A 17,045-nucleotide genomic window follows, 5' to 3' on the forward strand; every position below is an offset into this window, starting at 1 on the left:
AGAGGTGATGTTCCATCATGCCGCGCAATTTGGAGTATGTCCCATACGGCTACGAGCCCCCGAAGCCGACAACGAAAGGAACCTTGATATTCTACGACCTCTTTGAGTTGGAACAGGAGGTCCTTGAGCAGGCGGCTGCCATCGTTGAGGAACGCTCCTTCGCAAAGTTGGTGTTGTATCCGCTGCACGAAGAGACGGTGAAACGGATGTTCAAGGAGCCGGTGAGCCCGTATTACAAGCGGGAGAAACAGCTTCAGGAATGGATTGAGGAGCACGTAAGATCTTCGGTCGTGATTGAATCGTTCGAGTCGAAACGGAAAAAATACACGCCGATCGATACGGCGCTTCGACATCTGGTCGAGAAGTACGGAAGTCCCCATTTTCTTCTCATGACTCCGGAGGTAGCTAACGTGTTTGCTTCGTTTTCTTCCTTCGAGGAATGGATCGTGAAGCTGAGGCTGATCTTGTTGTCCGAGCCGCCGTTTCTGCATCCGAGGCTGGAGAAATTCCGCTATCGATGGGATGTGGCCGGGGCGAAGCGGGAAGAACATTAGGGTACAATCACTCCCGGCTGCAGCTCGTTTGCAGCCGGGCCTTTTCTATGGTGCAGACTGCTCGGACAAGGTGGCAATGAGGTGAAAATGCCGAACAGCCCTAAAAACGGTACATCACGGGTTCACCGTGTCCCGATCCATGCAACATGAAAAGGACTGTACCCCGTGGGAACAGTCCTATGTTAATCCGTGCGGAGACCGTTAAACCTCATCGGTTCAGGTCCCTACGCGGGTAAGTTTACTTATGATCTTGCGCACGCTTTCTCCAGACAGGAAGTAGGTCCGTTCCAATTCCTCAATGGACCGTCCTTTGCAGTATGCGCGATACATTTCTTTATTGCGACTTTCGATGCGTTGTTTGGAACCGCTTAACTCTCCCCAGCCGGCTCTTTGCTCGCTCTGTTTCGGTATGTAGAGTAATTCTCCGTCTATATACTGTTGAATTTGCTGCAGCAGCTCGGGGGGAAGCACTTCTCTTCCGTTCTTGTAATGGCCCATCGATGCCCTCCTCTTTCTGTATACATATTTAAGCTATCGCTGAGTTTCAAAACAATTGCATTGATCATGCTTGCCCTCCTCCTTTCGTGAAATTGGTTTTTTTTAGATTTTGGATTTATTCGAGTTGAAAATAGATATAGGGAGCCCGCGGCGGGCTCCCATTTAACGGATATTCGCTTTACGCGAATACCACCTCACGGATCTGAATCATTGCAATCAGCCTCCTTTCAGCTCATTTCGTCGGCCCGACTTCTATATTAAGCCATATGTAGGTGGAAATTTGCAAGAGATAAAACAATATTAATTGTTTTTTACCACAATTCATGGGATGAATGATCTGCGCCGGCCAGGAATTCCATTCGGAATTTGGATGGTGCGTGACAGGATTATATAATATAGTTACTTCAGAATGCAAAATAAAGAAGGAGCTTGCTTGTATGCCCACTCACGACCCGCATATCCAGGAGTTAATCACGTTGAAGACGATTGCCGAAACGCTGAACGAATCCAATGAGTTAGCCCCCATGCTGGACGTTGTTATCGGCAAACTGCTGGAGCTGACCGGACTTACGACCGGTTGGCTGTTCCTGGTGGAAGAGAAGAGAACGCATGAATTCGTAGCGGGCCGGAATCTGCCGCCTGCTCTGAGACGGGAAGATGACGAACCGATGAGGTGCGGCAGCTGCTGGTGCCTGGAGCGCTATGATGACGGCCGTCTGAAAAATGCCGTGAACATTTTGAATTGCAAACGTCTGGATAACGCCGTTCGTTATCAGTGGGGCGACACGGAGGGGATTACCCATCATGCTACCGTTCCGCTGCGTTCCGGCAGCCGCAGGTTCGGCGTGCTGAATGTGGCCGCACCCGGGAAGCTTCATTTTTCCAAGGAGGAGCTGGCGCTGCTGGAATCGGTAGCCTACCAAATCGGCAGCGCCATTGAGCGCATGCGTCTGTACGAGGCTGAGCAGCGTCGGGCTGATCTGTTCGCCCGGCTAGGAGAATATAGCAGTGCGCTAGGCGCTTATGCATCCCAAGCGGTGAGCCGGGCCGAATTAACGGAGCAAGTGATGAGTTTGCTCGGCCGTTATTTTGATTGGCCGGTTGCGGCGCTGCTTGAACCGGTGGGCCAGGAAATCACGCTGCGTGCGCTATACAGCGGTGGACAGACCACGTTGCCCCATGCCAAATTTCCGCTAGCCGACATGGCTCGGACCGGTCCTGATGCAGTGAAGCGCTCAGCAGTGCCGGTCGGCGATTCGGATGCGCAACAACTTGCGGATCAACTGGTGGAGAAAGGATGGATAGCTCCCATTCGTCGAGCCGTTGCAGTACCGCTTGCGGTTGCTTCGGACTCCTTAACCGGGAAGCTTTTGGTAGGCTATGATCAGTATGGAGTCCAGCATCGGGCGGACATGGAGGTCATCGAGGCCATAGCGGAGCATATCGGCATGACGCTTCAGCGCATCCGTTTGGAGGAGAACCGGCGGGAGCTCGCAAGGATGGATGAACGAAATCGTCTGGCCCGGGACCTGCACGACTCGGTAAGCCAAACCCTGTTCTCGCTGGTGATGATGTCCAAAGGTGTAGGGGGGATGATTGCTGCTGAACCGCATGAGCAGAAAAGCTTGCTCCAGGACACGATCCACGATATCCAGTCATTATCGCAAAGCGCACTAAAGGAAATGCGGGAGCTGATCATGCAGCTTCGCCCGCCCGGACTTGAGGAGGGGCTGATGACAGGTCTAAAGCAATACGGCGAACGATTGAAGCTTCATGTGCGTACACATATCACCGGGATGCAGGAGCTGCCGCGGATCGCGGAAGAGGCATTGTGGAGGATCGGGCAAGAGGCGCTGAACAATGTGAGCAAGCATGCGGATACGAAGGAAGTAACGGTGGCGTTATCCTTGCAAAACGATGAAGCGGAGCTTCGGATCGAGGATCAAGGGCGAGGGATAACCAAGCAGCGATGGAACGAGCTGACGCGGCATTCCATCGGCCTGTCCAGCATGCGGGAGCGGGCCGAATCGCTCGGAGGCCAGTTCCGTTTATACAGCGTGCACCGGGAGGGAACCATCATTGAGGTTACGATACCCTTGAAGGCGGTCACAACAGAGAAAGGGGGGATAACCGATGATCCGATTGTTAATAGCTGACGATCACGCCATGGTACGGCGGGGCCTTCAGGTTTTTTTGGCGACGCAGCCGGATATCGAAATGGTGGGAGAAGCCGCGAATGGCGAAGAGACGCTGGAACAGGCCAAACTTCTGCTGCCTGATGTCGTGTTGATGGATTTGAATATGCCTGTCCTGAATGGCATCGATACCACGGCACGTTTGAAAAAAGAACTGCCTCATATCAAAGTGATCGTACTGACCTCGTTTGTTGATTACGATCATGTTCTGCCTGCGATTCGAGCGGGTGCTCGCGGCTATCTCCTGAAGGATATTGAGCCGGAGGAATTGGTAGCCGGGATCCGACGCGTGTTCCAAGGACAGGTCGAATTGCATCCGGATGCTGCCGGCCTGCTCATGACGCATGTTACTTCCCCGGCGGGAGAGGATGAGGCCAATGGATCCAGCCATCAGGAAGCTGCGCAGCTGGATAAGCTTACCCGTCGAGAGCAGGAAGTATTACAGCTGATTGCCTCCGGGATGAATAACAGGGAAATCAGCGAAGCGCTTTATATTACCGAGAAGACGGTCAAAACCCATGTCAGCCACCTGCTGGATAAGCTGGGGGTTGCCGACCGGACACAGGCTGCCATCTATGCGCTTAAGCATGGAATCGTATAGGATTAGGGATTTGCTGCTAATGCAATATAACCGTACATAATGATCATTTCTAAGACTATAGTCGTAGAAGCTCTCAGCCGAAGGCATGAGAGCTTTTGCTCGTAAAATCACTCGATATGTTGACGATTTCATGACGTGGCTCCTCTACAATGTATTTAACAAAACATTCGAATACGAATAAGGGAGGCATTACCATGAAAATCGTAATGATCGCAGGCAGCAATCGCAAAGAAGCGACAAGCACCATTTTGGCCAAGGCCTTGGAAGCGCAAATGAACCGGTTGTTCGTCGAAGTGAAGCTGATTAATTTGTATGAAACGCCGCTCCCGTTCTATTCTCCGGACGAAATATTCAACCGGCATGAGGGCGTGCGTGAGCTGCAGGGTTTATTAATGGAGGCGGACGGCGTCATTTTGACTACCCCGGAATATCACGGCGGGATGAGCGGAGTGTTGAAGAATGCTCTGGATCATTTGGGGCAGATGCATTTCTCGGGTAAACCCGTCTTATCGGTAAGCTCGGCAGGCGGGGCGGTCGGCGTAAGTTCACTGCAGCAACTGCAAGCCACCATACGCAATTTGCATGGTATTAATAGTCCGGAATGGATTTCCATCGGCGGCTCTCAACGCGCCATTTACGAATCGGAAGCGGCTGAGGGCACGATCGTGCTGGATTATCGGGCCAAAGAGGCGCTTTCCATCTTTTTGGAGCTGGTTAAGAAGATCAGCAATAAAGTGGAGGCTGAAATCTCATGATCACCCATTTCGCCGGATTAACATTAAAGACCGTCTCCATCGAGGGAGTGAAGCAATTCTATCACGGATTGCTTCAATTCCCGGTCGTCAGAGAAAGCGAGGCCGAAATTGCATTTCAGCCTACACCCGATTTCACGCTTGTATTTGAAGAGGTGTATGAACCGATAGCCCCTGCCCATATCGCGTTTGAAGTGGCTTTCTCCCAATTTGATTCCACCGTCAGGAGCCTCGCGGAGCAGGTGCCGTTGTTGAAATGGCCGGACGGCAAGGTGATCGAACCCTTCGATTCCGGCGTGAACGTATACTTCAGGGATGGGGATGGAAATTTGCTGGAGTTTATCGCCCATCCGGATCTAAAGGAAGGGATTCTGACCCCGAACGGTAAATATGGCGTCCTCTATTTGCGGGAAGTGGGACTGCCTGTCGAGGATCCGGTAGCTGCCCGACTGTGGATGCAGCGGACGCTCGGATTCACCATCGCCAAGGAATCGGAACAATTTGCTTTTGTCATCGGCGGAACGGCCCATGCCGTTGTGGTATCCACGAGGCGCAAATGGATCCCGATCTCGATGTACGCGCTGGCACCGACGCTGGAATTAACGTATGGCGTCACCGACGAGCGGTTTATAGACCGGGTCCGCTCGGCCCTGGATCGGCGGATGATCCTATCGGATAACGATGAGGGACTGCGTTTTAGAATGTACGGCTACAGCATCAGGTTGAAGATAACCAGCTTTCCCAAGGACATTGCAGCCAAACTGAATCTGCCGAGTGCCGCCGAAGGGGAGGAGGTGACCCCGGTCATTGACGACCAATATTTGATAGACGGTCTCACGGCTTTGAGCCGCGGCGGTGAAGTAGGTTGGTTTGAAGGGCATGTCGGCGGAGCGTATTTGGCAGCGTATTACATGCAGAAGGAGCATGATCTGCCGCAAGATGTGCTCCATGGATTGGCTGCCAATTGCCGTCATCTGCGCGCTCAGCATGAAGATTGGTTTGAACCGTATCCATCCGAGTCCGCACAGCCTGAATTGATGAATCCATTGCTGGAAGGGCTTTTGCCCAACCTGACAAACTTGAGCACCTCGGGCCATGGCGTGACCCTGGGCGTGCTCGGACTGAAAGCACTGCGGGACCGTCCGGACTTACTGACTCCGTCCATCGTGAGAGGTTTGCTTAAGCTCATGGACGATGCAGCGAGTGAACATAAGCTTGCAAGGTATTACGGCATTGACGATTATACGCAGTTGGATCTATCGGAAATCTCACTCTCGGAAATACCGCCTTACCGGGATGTCTCCGATTTGGCATGCCGCGCACTTTCCGAGCTGGATCACGTGCTGCCGGATCAGCATGTGGATGGCCAATATTATTTTTTTGCCGGTGAGCTTGAGCATGGCGTTACCCACGCCCACGCGCTGATTGAGCTGGAACGGCTCGGTTATGTACAGCTGGCCAAGCTGGGCCAAGGCAATCACCGGCTCCAAACGAAACTTAACCGTCTCAGACCTCAAGCGCTTATGGCTCAGGGGATCGATGCGCCTGCCAAGGCATCCATCACGGAATCGGCCTATTGGAGCCGGCTGTATGAAGATCCGCATGCCATCAAGGTACCTTACGCCGCCATGGCACTGCTGCGGCATGTGCCTGCAGAAAGAAGGGCAGACCTGGAACGCGATGTCTGTAAGCTGCTTTCCCTGATGAAGTAGGACTAAGGCATTTTGACAATGGTAAAATATGGTGATAGGCTAAAATAAGTTACCCAATAACTGAATCATGTGTGCTGGAAAGGCATAGAACTGGAGGATATCATGAACGTTGCAATCGTGGTAGGAAGCATTAGAAAAGAGTCGTACAATCGGAAACTGGCGGAATATTTGAAGCAGCGCTATTCGGATCAGATCGCCTTTGATATCGTGGATCTTCGCGATCTTCCGTTCTACGATCAAGACACGGAGTTGGACCCTCCTGCGGCCGTCAAAGAATTCAAGGAGCGGATTGCCGCTTCCGATGCCGTATTGTGGATCACGCCGGAATATAATTATTCCATACCGGGCGTGCTCAAGAATGCACTGGATTGGTTATCGCGCGTTGATAAGGTCATGAACGGGAAGCCTTCATGGATCATGGGGGCGTCGATGGGGCAGCTCGGAACGGTTCGCGCCCAAGAGCATCTTCGGGACATTCTGTTCTCCGTTGGCATCACCTCGCCGCTGCTTCCTAACAATGAAGTTTATATCGGCGCCGTGCACGAGAAGATGGATGAGTCCGGCAAGCTGATCCATGAACCGACGATCGGTTTCATCGATATCGTGGTGAACAATTTCATAACGTGGATGAATGCCCGAAAATAAAACATGAAGTCTGGAGCCCTTTGGCAGTTGCCTGCCGAAGGGCTTTTCCTGTATTATTCACCTCGTAACATGATAAACCAAAGCGAATGGATTTGCTTTTGAACGGGGGAGGCTTTGATTGTATACGATTCTTATTGTGGACGACGAACCGATCGTAAGGGAAGGGATCCGAAACCGGATTCCGTGGTCGGAGCATGGCTATGAATGCATCGGGGATTGCGAGAACGGCAGAGATGCGTTGGAGGCCGTAACCCGCCATCAGCCCGATGTCGTGTTAACGGACATCAACATGCCGTACATGGATGGCCTGGAATTTTCCCGTCGTATTAAGGAACGTTTTCCCAAGACGAAGATCATCATCCTGACCGGGTTCGACGATTTCGAATACGCCCAGCAGGCAGTGAAGCTGCAGGTGACGGATTTTATTTTGAAACCGGTTACGGCGGCGGAATTAAGGGACATGCTCGACAAGCTCAAGCTGGAAATGGATGAGGAGCGCGGTCATACCGAACACTTGAAGAGACTCAAGAAGCAGTTGAACGAGAGCTTGGTCCTGCTTAGGGAACGTTTTCTGGAAAGATTGGCGTCATCGCCGATGAAGCGGTCCGAAATGGAGAGCCGGCTGGCTTATTTCGATATTCCGCTGCGCGGGCCGCTGTATATCGCCATGGCAGCGGATATGGATGAGCTTCGCTCGGATGAACAGCACGCCGATAATGAACTGCGTGCTTTTGCCTTATACAACATCATGCAGGAGATTCTGGCGGGTGAGCCCGGTGCGGCCGTGTTTCGGTACAAAGAGAATAAGGTCATGACCATTCTATCGGGCTCCGACGAGGAAATGCTGCATGATCGGGCGCAGGAACTGGCGGAGAACATTCGCTGCTCGACCAAGCAGTTCATGAAATTCACGGTCACGGTTGGCATCGGAACGATCTGTCGCAAGCTGCAGGACATACGATATTCCTGCAAGGCCTCGGAGGCCGCCCTGGAGTACCGGCTTCTGATCGGCCGCGATCAGGTGGTCCATATCACCGATCTTGAAAAACGCGGGAGCGGTCCTCTCCTGGATGGGATCGAAACGGAGACGGCGCTGGTTTCGGCAATCCGGGCAGGCACAGGCTCAGAGGTGAAGGTGTGCATCCGGCGGCTGATCAGCGAACTTGGAAGCGCTTCAATTTCAATCGAGCTCTGTTACGTGCGGGTCCTTCGGGTCATGCTTTCCGTGCTTCAAACCTTGATGGAAATCGGCAGCAATGGGAACGAACTGATCGGCAAGGAGAAGAGGCTGCTGTCCGATCTGTATTCTTTTCGGTCCTTGGATGAGATCGAGCGCTGGTTAAACGAGGTATGCGAGCAGGCGTTACGGGACGTAGCCAAGACCAGAAAGGATATTACACGCTCCCAGATGCTGGAGGCGGTCGATTTCATCCAGCGGCATTATGAGGATGCGGAGTTATCGATTAAGACCGTGTGCAGCCGGATCTTCATGAGCACGAGTTATTTCAGCGCCTTGTTCAAGTCGCATACCGGGAAGACCTTCGTCGAATACGTTACGGAAGTCCGCATGGAGAAGGCGAAGGAACTTCTGAAGCATTCCTCACTGAAAACCTACGAAATTGCAGCGAAAACCGGCTATCCGGATCCTCAATATTTTAGCGTGCTGTTTAAGAAGCATACCGGAGATACCCCGACGGAGTACCGGAACAAAATGGCGTCTGGCGGGGTACAGCCATGAAGGCTCCGCAGCGAATCAAAAGCATTCAGTCCCGCATTGCCAGTTCCTTCGTGATGCTCGTGCTGTTCACGGCGCTGCTGCTTATCTTCATCTCCTATCGGCTGTCCGAATCGGCTGTTCGCGAAACGGCGGAAAGTTATACCTCCGAGCTGATCAATCAAGTCAATGCGAATATCCAAACCTACATTACAGGCATGAAGGACATCTCGCTGGCCGCGATGAACAATCCGAACGTAAGAGAATACCTGGCCTCGGCCGACGAGCTGGAGCCTGCGCAGCTGGCGGTATTAAAGGCGAAGATAACGGATTATTTTCACTCGATTCGCGTTTCGCGCAAAGACATTGCTTCGATCAACATCTTCGGGGCGGGCGGGACCTTCATTTCCGATCGGTCCAACGCGGAGTTAAATCCTTATATTGAAATATCCGATCAGCCCTGGTATCGGCAGGCGAAGGAAAATCGAGGACAGACGGTGATCTCTTCCTCGCATGTACAGCCCGTCATTAAGGGAGAGTATCGCTGGGTTGTATCGCTCAGCCGCGAGCTCAGCGGCATGGATTCGACCCAAGGGCTTGGCATCCTGCTGATCGATCTTAACTTCAAAGTGATTAACGATATGCTCAGCAAGCTCGATCTGGGGAACCGGGGGTATGTGTTCGTTATCGACCGCGAAGGCCGGATTGTTTATCACCCCCAACAGCAGCTGCTTTACAGCAATCTGAAAACGGAGAGATTGGACCAGGTGCTGCAGGACAAACATGGAAGTTTTGTCGTGAAGGAGGACGGCGCAAGCCGGATTTACAGCATTAAGAACACGGATTTCGGCTGGAAAATCGTGGGCGTTTTTTACGAGAATGAGCTGGTGGACAATAAGAAGCAGATGCAGCTGTCTTTTGCTATAGCGGGCTTGTTATGCCTCGTCGTCGGCGTGCTGTTCTCCGTCGTCCTCTCCCGCAATCTGACGCGTCCCATTAAGAAGCTGCAAGAGAAGATGATGGAGGTGGAGAAGGGGAATTTCGACATCCGGGTCCCCGTGGGGCATTCCAGGGAAATCTCCGGATTGGCCCGCAGCTTCAACGTGATGGTGCTGAAGATTAAGGAATTGATGTATCAAATCGTGGTAGAGCAGGAGATTAAGAGAAAAAGCGAGTTGAATGCCCTGCAAGCCCAAATCAACCCCCATTTTCTGTACAATACGCTGGATTCCATCATATGGATGGCTGAGAGCAAGAAGCACGACGAGGTGATTTTGATGACATCGGCTTTAGCCAGGTTGTTTCGGGCTTCGCTCAGCAAGGGAAGGGAAATGATACCGATTGCGACCGAGGTGGAGCATATTACGAATTATTTAAAAATACAACAGATGCGTTATCAAGACAAAATCACGTTTGCCCTGGATATCGATCGCGGGCTTTACCCGTACCTGACGCTGAAGGTGCTGCTGCAGCCGCTGGTGGAGAATGCCATTTATCATGGCATCAAAAACAAGGAAGGGCCGGGAACGATCACGATTACGGGGGCGCGTCGAGATCACCGCATCGAATTTCAAGTCACGGACGACGGCATCGGGATGGATCAGTCCACGGTGGAGACGCTGCTCACGTCCAAAGAGGGCACACGATCGAGAAACAGCGTTGGCATTGCGAATGTTCATCAGCGGATACAGTTATATTTTGGAACGGAATATGGCCTTAGCTATGCGAGCGTGCCCGGATCCGGGACAAGCGTAACGCTGGTCATTCCGGCCGTTCATGCAGATGAATGGCAGCGTGTGGAGGGGGATATGCCTTGAAGTCGTACCTGCGAATGCGTTATATGGTCCTGCTGCTGATTCCATTGCTTTTTCTGGGTTATGTCGTTTATCAGTGGTCCAAGGAAGAACCTGGAACCAAGAAGATCATCGTCGGCGTAAAGGCGCTGGACGAGAATGAATTCTGGCGGGTGCTGATTGAAGGGGTGAACACGGCTTCCCGGGAATTCGGCGTGGACGTCTCGGTGGTCGGACCGTCTCAGGAAATTGAGGTTGACTTGCAGATTCAATTGTTGGAGGAAGCCGTCAAGCAGAAGCCGGATGCGATCGTTTTGGCCGCGGGTGATTATAATCGCCTGGTTCCCGTAGCAGAGTCGATTCGTAAGGCCGGCATCCCGCTCATTATGATTGATTCCGCCGTGAATGGCGATTACGCGCAGAGCTTGATCGCGACCGACAATGTGAAAGCGGGACAGAAGGCCGGCAAGGAGCTTTCGTCACGCCTGCCGGAACATGCCAAGGTCGCTATCATCAGTTTCGTGCAGGGCACCTCGACGCAGATCGAGAGGGAGCAAGGGGTTCGAAGCATTCTGAAGCAGCGCGGCGGCACGGAAATCGTAGGCACCTACTACAGCGAAGGCAAGGAGGAGAGGGCGTACGAAATCACGAAAAAGCTCCTGCTTGAGAGGCCTGACCTGAATGGAATCGTCGGACTGAATGAGCCTTCTACGGTGGGGGCCGGCAGAGCGATTCGGGAACTGGGGCTGGTGGGCAAGGTCAAGCTGGTCGGATTCGACAGCTCGGTGAAGGAAGTCAAGCTGCTTGAAGAGGGAGTCTTGCAATCCACGATCGTTCAGAAGCCCTTCAACATCGGTTATTTGGGCATCAAAACAGCCGTATCCATTATCGAGGGCGACAAGATGCCCCGGCATATATACACCGATTCCGTTATCATCAATAAGGACAATATGTATACCGAGGAGAACCAGAAGCTGCTCTTTCCCTTTGTGGAGGAGTAGCTTCTTCTCTTTTGGATTTCTGTGGCGGATCATAGATTATTCAACATCAATCAGAGAATATTCCATTCCTTCGCGGGGAAGCGGTTTGTACAATGATTCATAAAAGGTGCCAGCTAGAGAGGTGAGGGACGTTGAGCGAATGGCTGATACAGATGGAAGGAATCATGAAGGAATTTCCGGGTGTGCTCGCATTAAATGACTGCCGATTCGACCTGCGGGCCGGTGAAGTCCATGCCCTTATGGGTGAAAACGGAGCGGGCAAATCAACCCTGATGAAAATCCTGACCGGCGTTTATCAGAAGGATGCAGGGACGATCGAACTCAAAGGGCAGCCCGTTGAGCTATCGAACCCGAAAGCGGCTCAGGACGCGGGAATCAGTATGATTCATCAGGAGCTGAATCTGGCCCCTGACCTGACAGTCGCCCAGAATATCTTCATCGGGCGGGAGCCGCGGCGGAAGCTTCGATTGTTTCTGGACGACCGTGCGCTGCACCGGCAGGTGAAGGAACTGTTCGAACGGATGGGTCTGGACATGGACCCCTCCATCAAGGTTTCGGAATTAACGGTTGCCAAGCAGCAGATGGTGGAGATCGCCAAGGCATTATCCTACAACGCCGATGTGCTGGTCATGGATGAGCCGACAGCGGCTTTGAGCGAAATGGAGATTGAGGATTTGTTCCGCATTATACGGCAGCTTCGCGAGAGCGGAGTTGGAATCGTTTACATTTCCCACCGGATGGACGAGATCAAGCGAATCACGGATCGCATTACAGTGATGCGAGACGGGCAGTACATCGATACGGTATCCACGGCTGAAGTCACGACCCAGGACATTATCTCGAAGATGGTCGGTCGGCAAATTTACGAGACCTCGAAGCCGGAGAGGACGGCTGGTGAGCGCGAGACGGTATTGGAGGTTATAGGGCTGAATCAAGGAAGAACCTTAAAGGACATTAACCTGACTCTGAAAAAGGGAGAAATTCTTGGCATTGCAGGCCTCGTCGGCGCGGGACGGACCGAGCTAGCCCGGGCCATCTTCGGCGCCGACCGCATCCAATCCGGCGAGATCCGCGTGCATGGCCGCAAGGTAACGATCAAGGGACCGCACGATGCGGTGCGGCAAGGGATCGGCTATCTATCCGAGGATCGCAAGCGCTATGGATGCGTTGTCGATCTCGACGTGAAGAGCAATGTGGCTATCGCCTCATACGGCAGCTTCCTCCGTCCCGGCGGCTGGATGAATACGGCGAGGATTCGCGAGCAGGCGGAGGATATGGTGTCGCGATTGAAGGTCAAAACACCGCATGTCGATCAGGAAGTCAAGTTCCTCTCCGGGGGCAATCAACAGAAGGTCGTTATTGGCAAATGGCTGACGAGGGATTGCGACATCCTGATCTTCGACGAGCCGACGCGAGGAATCGACGTTGGGGCGAAGAGCGAAATCTACCGATTGCTGAACGATCTTGCAGTACAGGGCAAGTCGATCATCATGATTTCGTCGGAGCTGCCGGAAATTCTTCGGATGAGCCACCGGATTCTCGTCATGTGCGAAGGCCGGATAACGGGCGAGCTGGATCATGAAGAGGCTTCCCAAGAAAGCATTATGCATCTGGCTACAGCGAGGATGTTGTAAGACGCCGTCGCCGTCATCTATTCACGTCAGGAGGAACAAGCAGATGAACATTCAAATCAAATCGGGCGCGCTCCAGCAAGTGCTGGCTCTTGCCAGCTTGGTCGTGCTCGTCCTATTCTTTACGTTCTCGTCCAGCAATTTCTTTCAGTTCTCCAACATCGTGGGCATTCTTCTTTCCACGGCGGTAATCGGCGTGCTCGCTTTGGGATCCACCTTTGTCATTATTACCGGCGGCATTGATCTGTCCGTCGGGACGGTCATGACACTGAGCGGCGTTATGACCGGGGTCTGCATCACCTTCTGGGGATTGCCGGTACCCGTCGGCATTCTTGGCGGCATCTTGACTGGCGCCCTGTGCGGACTTCTGTCCGGGACGGCGGTGTCGAAAATGAAGATTCCGCCTTTTATTGCAACGCTGGCGATGATGATGATCGCCAAAGGTCTCGCGCTCATCATCTCCGGGGCCAAACCGGTCTATTTCAACGATGCCGAAAGCTTTGCCGAGGTGTCCCAGGGCAGTGTGCTGGGCTGGCTGGTACCGGGGCTCGATATTCCCAATGCGGTCGTCATTTTCTTCATTGCGGCGATCCTCGGCTATCTCATCTTATCGAAGACCATCATCGGCCGGTATAACTTTGCGCTGGGCAGCAACGAAGAGGCGACCCGATTGTCCGGCGTCAACGTGGGCTTCTGGAAAATCGTGATCTACACCTTAACCGGCGCATTCACCGGTTTGGCGGGCGTCATGATGGCGTCGAGGCTGAACTCGGCCAATCCGGCACTGGGTGCCGGGTACGAGCTGGAAGCCATCGCGGCGGTCGTGATCGGGGGAACTTCGCTCAGCGGAGGGAAGGGTACCATTATCGGAACGGTGATCGGGGCGTTGATCATGAGCGTGCTGACGAACGGATTGCGCATTCTGTCCGTGCCGCAGGAATGGCAAACCGTTGTTGTAGGGTTCGTTATTATACTCGCCGTGTATGCGGATATTTTGCGCAGACGCAAAGCGTAAGCCCTTACTAGTGCTTGCTGCCGGAGCTAGGTTTACCGTAGGTTGGTTTGATCTCGATAGAAGCTTCCATAACGGAAGATCTATAGCTGTACCAATATGTCTAAACAAGGGGAGATTGCATTATGAAAAAGCTTTCCGTATTAGCGCTGATTCTTTTACTGACTGCAAGCATGCTGGCGGCTTGCGGTTCATCGGGCAATAACGCTGCCGGAGGTACCGACAGTCCAGGCGAGGGCGGATCCGGTTCAGGAGCCGGTTCTGCAGCCGAAGGAGAGATCTACATCCCGATCATTTCCAAGGGCTTTCAGCACCAGTTTTGGCAGGCGGTGAAATCCGGTGCCGAGCAAGCAGGGGAAGAGCTTGGCGTGCGGATTACCTTTGAAGGTCCGGAAACGGAATCCCAGGTGGATAAACAGATCGAAATGCTGCAGGCCGCGCTCGACAAGAAACCAAGCGCGATCGGCTTTGCCGCATTGGATAGCCAGGCCTCCATACCTTATCTGAAAAAAGCCCAGGAAAACAACATCCCGGTCATCGCCTTCGATTCGGGCGTGGAAAGCGACATTCCGGTAACAACGGCTTCAACGGACAATATGGCTGCATCCGCGCTCGCGGCGGACAAAATGGCGGAGCTCATCGGGAATGAAGGCAAAATCGCCATGGTGGTCCATGACCAGACCAGCGTAACCGGGGTCAGCCGCCGCGACGGCTTCAAGAAACAGATCGAAGAGAAGTATCCGAATATCGAGATCGTGGACATCCAATATGGCGGCGGGGATCACCTGAAATCGACGGACCTGGCCAAAGCGATGATGCAGGCGCATCCGGATTTAAAAGGGATATTCGGCGCGAATGAAGGCTCCGCCGTCGGCGTCATCAATGCGGTGACGGAGATGAAGAAGGAAGGCCAAATCATCGTGGTCGGATTCGATTCCGGAAAAGCGCAGATCGACGCGATCAAGAACGGAACGATGGCGGGAGCCATCACGCAAAATCCGGTCGGCATCGGATATGAGACGGTAAAAGCCGCCGTGGCGGCCATCAAAGGAGAGAAGGTCGAACCGCAGATTGATACGGGATTCTACTGGTACGACAAAAACAATATCGATAGCGACGAAATCAAAGCCGTGATCTATGAATAAATGAAATGAAGGGGAGCCCCGTACGGGGCTCCCCTTAACGCGGCATCCGCTTACGCAGATGCCACCTCCATATTCTGAATCAATTCGTTCAGCCTCCTTTCCGATCATTTGGTCCAGCCGGACATCTATATTAAACCACGGCCGGCGGCAGGACTGAAGTGAATAAACAAGCTTAATTGTTTTTTACCAGGAAGTCCGGTCGTGAAGATGCAGGGTTTAGGTTAATGGATCTTCCCCTCATCCCAAATCCGCTTCCATATGTCTTGAGCGGTTTCTTCGGGAGTTAAATCGGAAGTGTCCAACCAGAGGCCGATTCTTGGCGTTTCGTCGGTTAACCGCCGGTTCAGCTCATGAATGCTCCAGACTCCGTAGCCTTTTTTGCCTCGATTCTGCTCCCGGTCACGGATGGTATCCTCGGAAGGATTGAGGACAACAACGAACACGGGAACGCCTGTTAACATAGCGGTCATTTCTTGCAGCGCCGGGCCGAGAATGACGTCCTGCAGTACGACATGAAAACCGGCCTCGGCATAAGCTTTGGCAGCGGAGGCGGATAAACTGTAGCGCAAGGCAAGCTGCCGCTTCGCTTCTTCGGAAGCATCCGGAAGCATTTCTTCCCTGCCCCTGGCCATCATTTTCCGAAACGAGTCACCCCGCAAATGGACTCCGCGATCAAACTTCTCGGCCAGCAGCTGGGCTACGGTCGACTTGCCTGAAGCCATGACGCCGGTGACAACGATTACGGCAGGTTGACGTGAGTAGGACATCATGTTACCTCCGGTTCTGTGGATTTCAAATGAAGGGGAGCCCTGTACGGGGCTCCCCTAAACGTGACACCCGCTTACGCGGATGCCACCTCCATATTCTGAATCAATTCGTTCAGCCTCCTTTCCGATCATTTTGTCCGGCCTGACAACTATATTAAACCACAGCCGAAGACTGGACTACAGTGAACAAACAGGCTTAATTGTTTTTTACCAGCATCGAGACGAGAGATTCGTTAATAAACGAAAACCTGAAAACCCTTGTCCCTCCTTATTACTTACTTCCACGTAAGTATCTCACTTATAAGTACGTACTTCCGTAAAGTAAACTGTCTACTCTACAATGATCGTGTAGTTATTAACCAATACACTCATAAGGAGAGATTGATAATATGGAACTTCAATTGGCATTGGATTTGGTGAATATTCCGGAAGCAAAAGAAGTGGTGGCAGAGGTAGCGGAGTTTATCGATATCGTGGAGATCGGCACGCCGGTTGTTATTAACGAAGGGCTTCATGCCGTCAAAGCGATTAAAGAGGCGTTCCCGCATCTGCGCGTGCTGGCCGACCTTAAAATTATGGATGCCGGGGGTTATGAAGTGATGAAAGCATCCGAAGCCGGCGCGGATATCATTACGGTGCTTGGCGTATCCGACGATTCCACGATCAAAGGCGCGGTAGCGGAAGCCCTCAAGCAAGGCAAGCAAGTGATGGTGGATATGATCAATGTAAAGGACATTGAAGGCAGGGCGCGGGAGATCGATGCTTTCGGCGTGGATTACATCTGCGTTCATTCCGGCTACGACCACCAGGCGGAAGGCAAAAACTCATTCGAGGAATTGGCAGCGATCAAACGTGTCGTGAAACAAGCCAAAACTGCCGTTGCGGGCGGAATCAAAATGGAGACGCTCCCCGAGGTGATTCAGGCGAAACCCGATCTCGTCATCGTCGGCGGCGGAATTACAAGCCAAACCGACAAGAAGGCCACAGCGGCTCAAATGAACGAGCTTGTGAAGCAGGCATAAGTT

At 52.8% G+C, this 17,045-nt stretch carries 15 protein-coding genes; 13 read left to right on the forward strand and 2 right to left on the reverse strand.

Features of this window, described 5'->3' with window-relative positions:
- The first annotated feature begins 17 nt into the window (after positions 1-17).
- On the forward strand, positions 18-554 hold the full coding sequence (locus tag BMX45_RS02980; protein WP_090908426.1) for a hypothetical protein: 537 nt from the start codon (positions 18-20) through the stop codon (positions 552-554).
- Between the two features lie 216 nt (positions 555-770).
- Here the strand turns inward: BMX45_RS02980 and BMX45_RS02985 are convergent, their stop codons facing one another.
- Positions 771-1,052: a CD3324 family protein gene (locus BMX45_RS02985; RefSeq protein WP_006211013.1), complete on the reverse strand. Its 282-nt coding sequence runs from the start codon at positions 1,050-1,052 to the stop codon at positions 771-773.
- A gap of 437 nt (positions 1,053-1,489) precedes the next feature.
- On the opposite strand from BMX45_RS02985, the gene BMX45_RS02990 reads away from it, so the two are divergent.
- The 11 genes from BMX45_RS02990 (at position 1,490) to BMX45_RS03040 (ending at position 15,253) form a co-directional block, all read left to right on the forward strand.
- Positions 1,490-3,208, forward strand: a complete 1,719-nt coding sequence (locus tag BMX45_RS02990; RefSeq protein ID WP_090908427.1) for a GAF domain-containing sensor histidine kinase — start codon at positions 1,490-1,492, stop codon at positions 3,206-3,208.
- Positions 3,186-3,848 carry a response regulator gene (locus BMX45_RS02995; RefSeq protein WP_015736093.1) on the forward strand — a complete coding sequence of 221 codons (663 nt, stop codon included), beginning with the start codon at positions 3,186-3,188 and terminating at the stop codon, positions 3,846-3,848. Before BMX45_RS02990 ends, BMX45_RS02995 begins: the two co-directional genes overlap by 23 nt.
- Before the next feature lie 194 nt (positions 3,849-4,042).
- Positions 4,043-4,603 (forward strand): NADPH-dependent FMN reductase, encoded by a 561-nt coding sequence (locus tag BMX45_RS03000; protein WP_090908428.1) that lies wholly within the window; start codon positions 4,043-4,045, stop codon positions 4,601-4,603.
- Entirely contained in the window at positions 4,600-6,312 is a 1,713-nt protein-coding gene (locus BMX45_RS03005) for a VOC family protein (protein ID WP_090908429.1), read from the forward strand. The genes BMX45_RS03000 and BMX45_RS03005 overlap by 4 nt, the downstream gene beginning before the upstream one ends.
- Positions 6,313-6,414: 102 nt before the next feature.
- Complete coding sequence (locus BMX45_RS03010) at positions 6,415-6,957, forward strand: NADPH-dependent FMN reductase (RefSeq protein WP_090908430.1); 543 nt, start codon at positions 6,415-6,417, stop codon at positions 6,955-6,957.
- Between the two features lie 118 nt (positions 6,958-7,075).
- On the forward strand, positions 7,076-8,695 hold the full coding sequence (locus BMX45_RS03015; protein WP_090908431.1) for a response regulator transcription factor: 1,620 nt from the start codon (positions 7,076-7,078) through the stop codon (positions 8,693-8,695).
- Positions 8,692-10,488, forward strand: coding sequence for a cache domain-containing sensor histidine kinase (locus tag BMX45_RS03020; RefSeq protein WP_090908432.1), 1,797 nt, complete (start codon positions 8,692-8,694; stop codon positions 10,486-10,488). The genes BMX45_RS03015 and BMX45_RS03020 overlap by 4 nt, the downstream gene beginning before the upstream one ends.
- A complete protein-coding gene (locus BMX45_RS03025) occupies positions 10,485-11,465 on the forward strand; it encodes a substrate-binding domain-containing protein (protein WP_090908433.1) in 981 nt (326 codons plus the stop codon). Before BMX45_RS03020 ends, BMX45_RS03025 begins: the two co-directional genes overlap by 4 nt.
- Before the next feature lie 131 nt (positions 11,466-11,596).
- Positions 11,597-13,099: a sugar ABC transporter ATP-binding protein gene (locus tag BMX45_RS03030; protein ID WP_090908434.1), complete on the forward strand. Its 1,503-nt coding sequence runs from the start codon at positions 11,597-11,599 to the stop codon at positions 13,097-13,099.
- Positions 13,100-13,142: 43 nt separating this feature from the next.
- Positions 13,143-14,111, forward strand: a complete 969-nt coding sequence (locus BMX45_RS03035; protein WP_090908435.1) for an ABC transporter permease — start codon at positions 13,143-13,145, stop codon at positions 14,109-14,111.
- A 122-nt stretch (positions 14,112-14,233) separates the two neighbouring features.
- Positions 14,234-15,253, forward strand: coding sequence for an ABC transporter substrate-binding protein (locus BMX45_RS03040; RefSeq protein ID WP_090908436.1), 1,020 nt, complete (start codon positions 14,234-14,236; stop codon positions 15,251-15,253).
- A gap of 221 nt (positions 15,254-15,474) precedes the next feature.
- Here the strand turns inward: BMX45_RS03040 and BMX45_RS03045 are convergent, their stop codons facing one another.
- Complete coding sequence (locus BMX45_RS03045) at positions 15,475-16,020, reverse strand: phosphotransferase-like protein (protein WP_175495025.1); 546 nt, start codon at positions 16,018-16,020, stop codon at positions 15,475-15,477.
- Positions 16,021-16,409: 389 nt separating this feature from the next.
- Between BMX45_RS03045 and hxlA the strand changes: the two genes are divergently transcribed.
- Positions 16,410-17,042 carry a 3-hexulose-6-phosphate synthase gene (gene hxlA, locus BMX45_RS03050; protein WP_090908438.1) on the forward strand — a complete coding sequence of 211 codons (633 nt, stop codon included), beginning with the start codon at positions 16,410-16,412 and terminating at the stop codon, positions 17,040-17,042.
- Positions 17,043-17,045: the final 3 nt, after the last annotated feature.

It is taken from the genome of Paenibacillus sp. cl141a (genome assembly GCF_900109305.1).
GTDB classification, from domain to species: Bacteria; Bacillota; Bacilli; order Paenibacillales; family Paenibacillaceae; genus Paenibacillus_AQ; species Paenibacillus_AQ lautus_A.

Coding starts and splice junctions, on each gene's coding strand:
- BMX45_RS03045 (WP_175495025.1), bottom strand. CDS start 16,020: ATGTCCTACTCACGTCAACCTGCCGTAATCGTTGTCACCGGCGTCATG.
- BMX45_RS03020 (WP_090908432.1), top strand. CDS start 8,692: ATGAAGGCTCCGCAGCGAATCAAAAGCATTCAGTCCCGCATTGCCAGT.
- hxlA (WP_090908438.1), top strand. CDS start 16,410: ATGGAACTTCAATTGGCATTGGATTTGGTGAATATTCCGGAAGCAAAA.
- BMX45_RS02990 (WP_090908427.1), top strand. CDS start 1,490: ATGCCCACTCACGACCCGCATATCCAGGAGTTAATCACGTTGAAGACG.
- BMX45_RS03010 (WP_090908430.1), top strand. CDS start 6,415: ATGAACGTTGCAATCGTGGTAGGAAGCATTAGAAAAGAGTCGTACAAT.
- BMX45_RS02980 (WP_090908426.1), top strand. CDS start 18: ATGCCGCGCAATTTGGAGTATGTCCCATACGGCTACGAGCCCCCGAAG.
- BMX45_RS02995 (WP_015736093.1), top strand. CDS start 3,186: ATGATCCGATTGTTAATAGCTGACGATCACGCCATGGTACGGCGGGGC.
- BMX45_RS03040 (WP_090908436.1), top strand. CDS start 14,234: ATGAAAAAGCTTTCCGTATTAGCGCTGATTCTTTTACTGACTGCAAGC.
- BMX45_RS03000 (WP_090908428.1), top strand. CDS start 4,043: ATGAAAATCGTAATGATCGCAGGCAGCAATCGCAAAGAAGCGACAAGC.
- BMX45_RS03035 (WP_090908435.1), top strand. CDS start 13,143: ATGAACATTCAAATCAAATCGGGCGCGCTCCAGCAAGTGCTGGCTCTT.
- BMX45_RS03005 (WP_090908429.1), top strand. CDS start 4,600: ATGATCACCCATTTCGCCGGATTAACATTAAAGACCGTCTCCATCGAG.
- BMX45_RS02985 (WP_006211013.1), bottom strand. CDS start 1,052: ATGGGCCATTACAAGAACGGAAGAGAAGTGCTTCCCCCCGAGCTGCTG.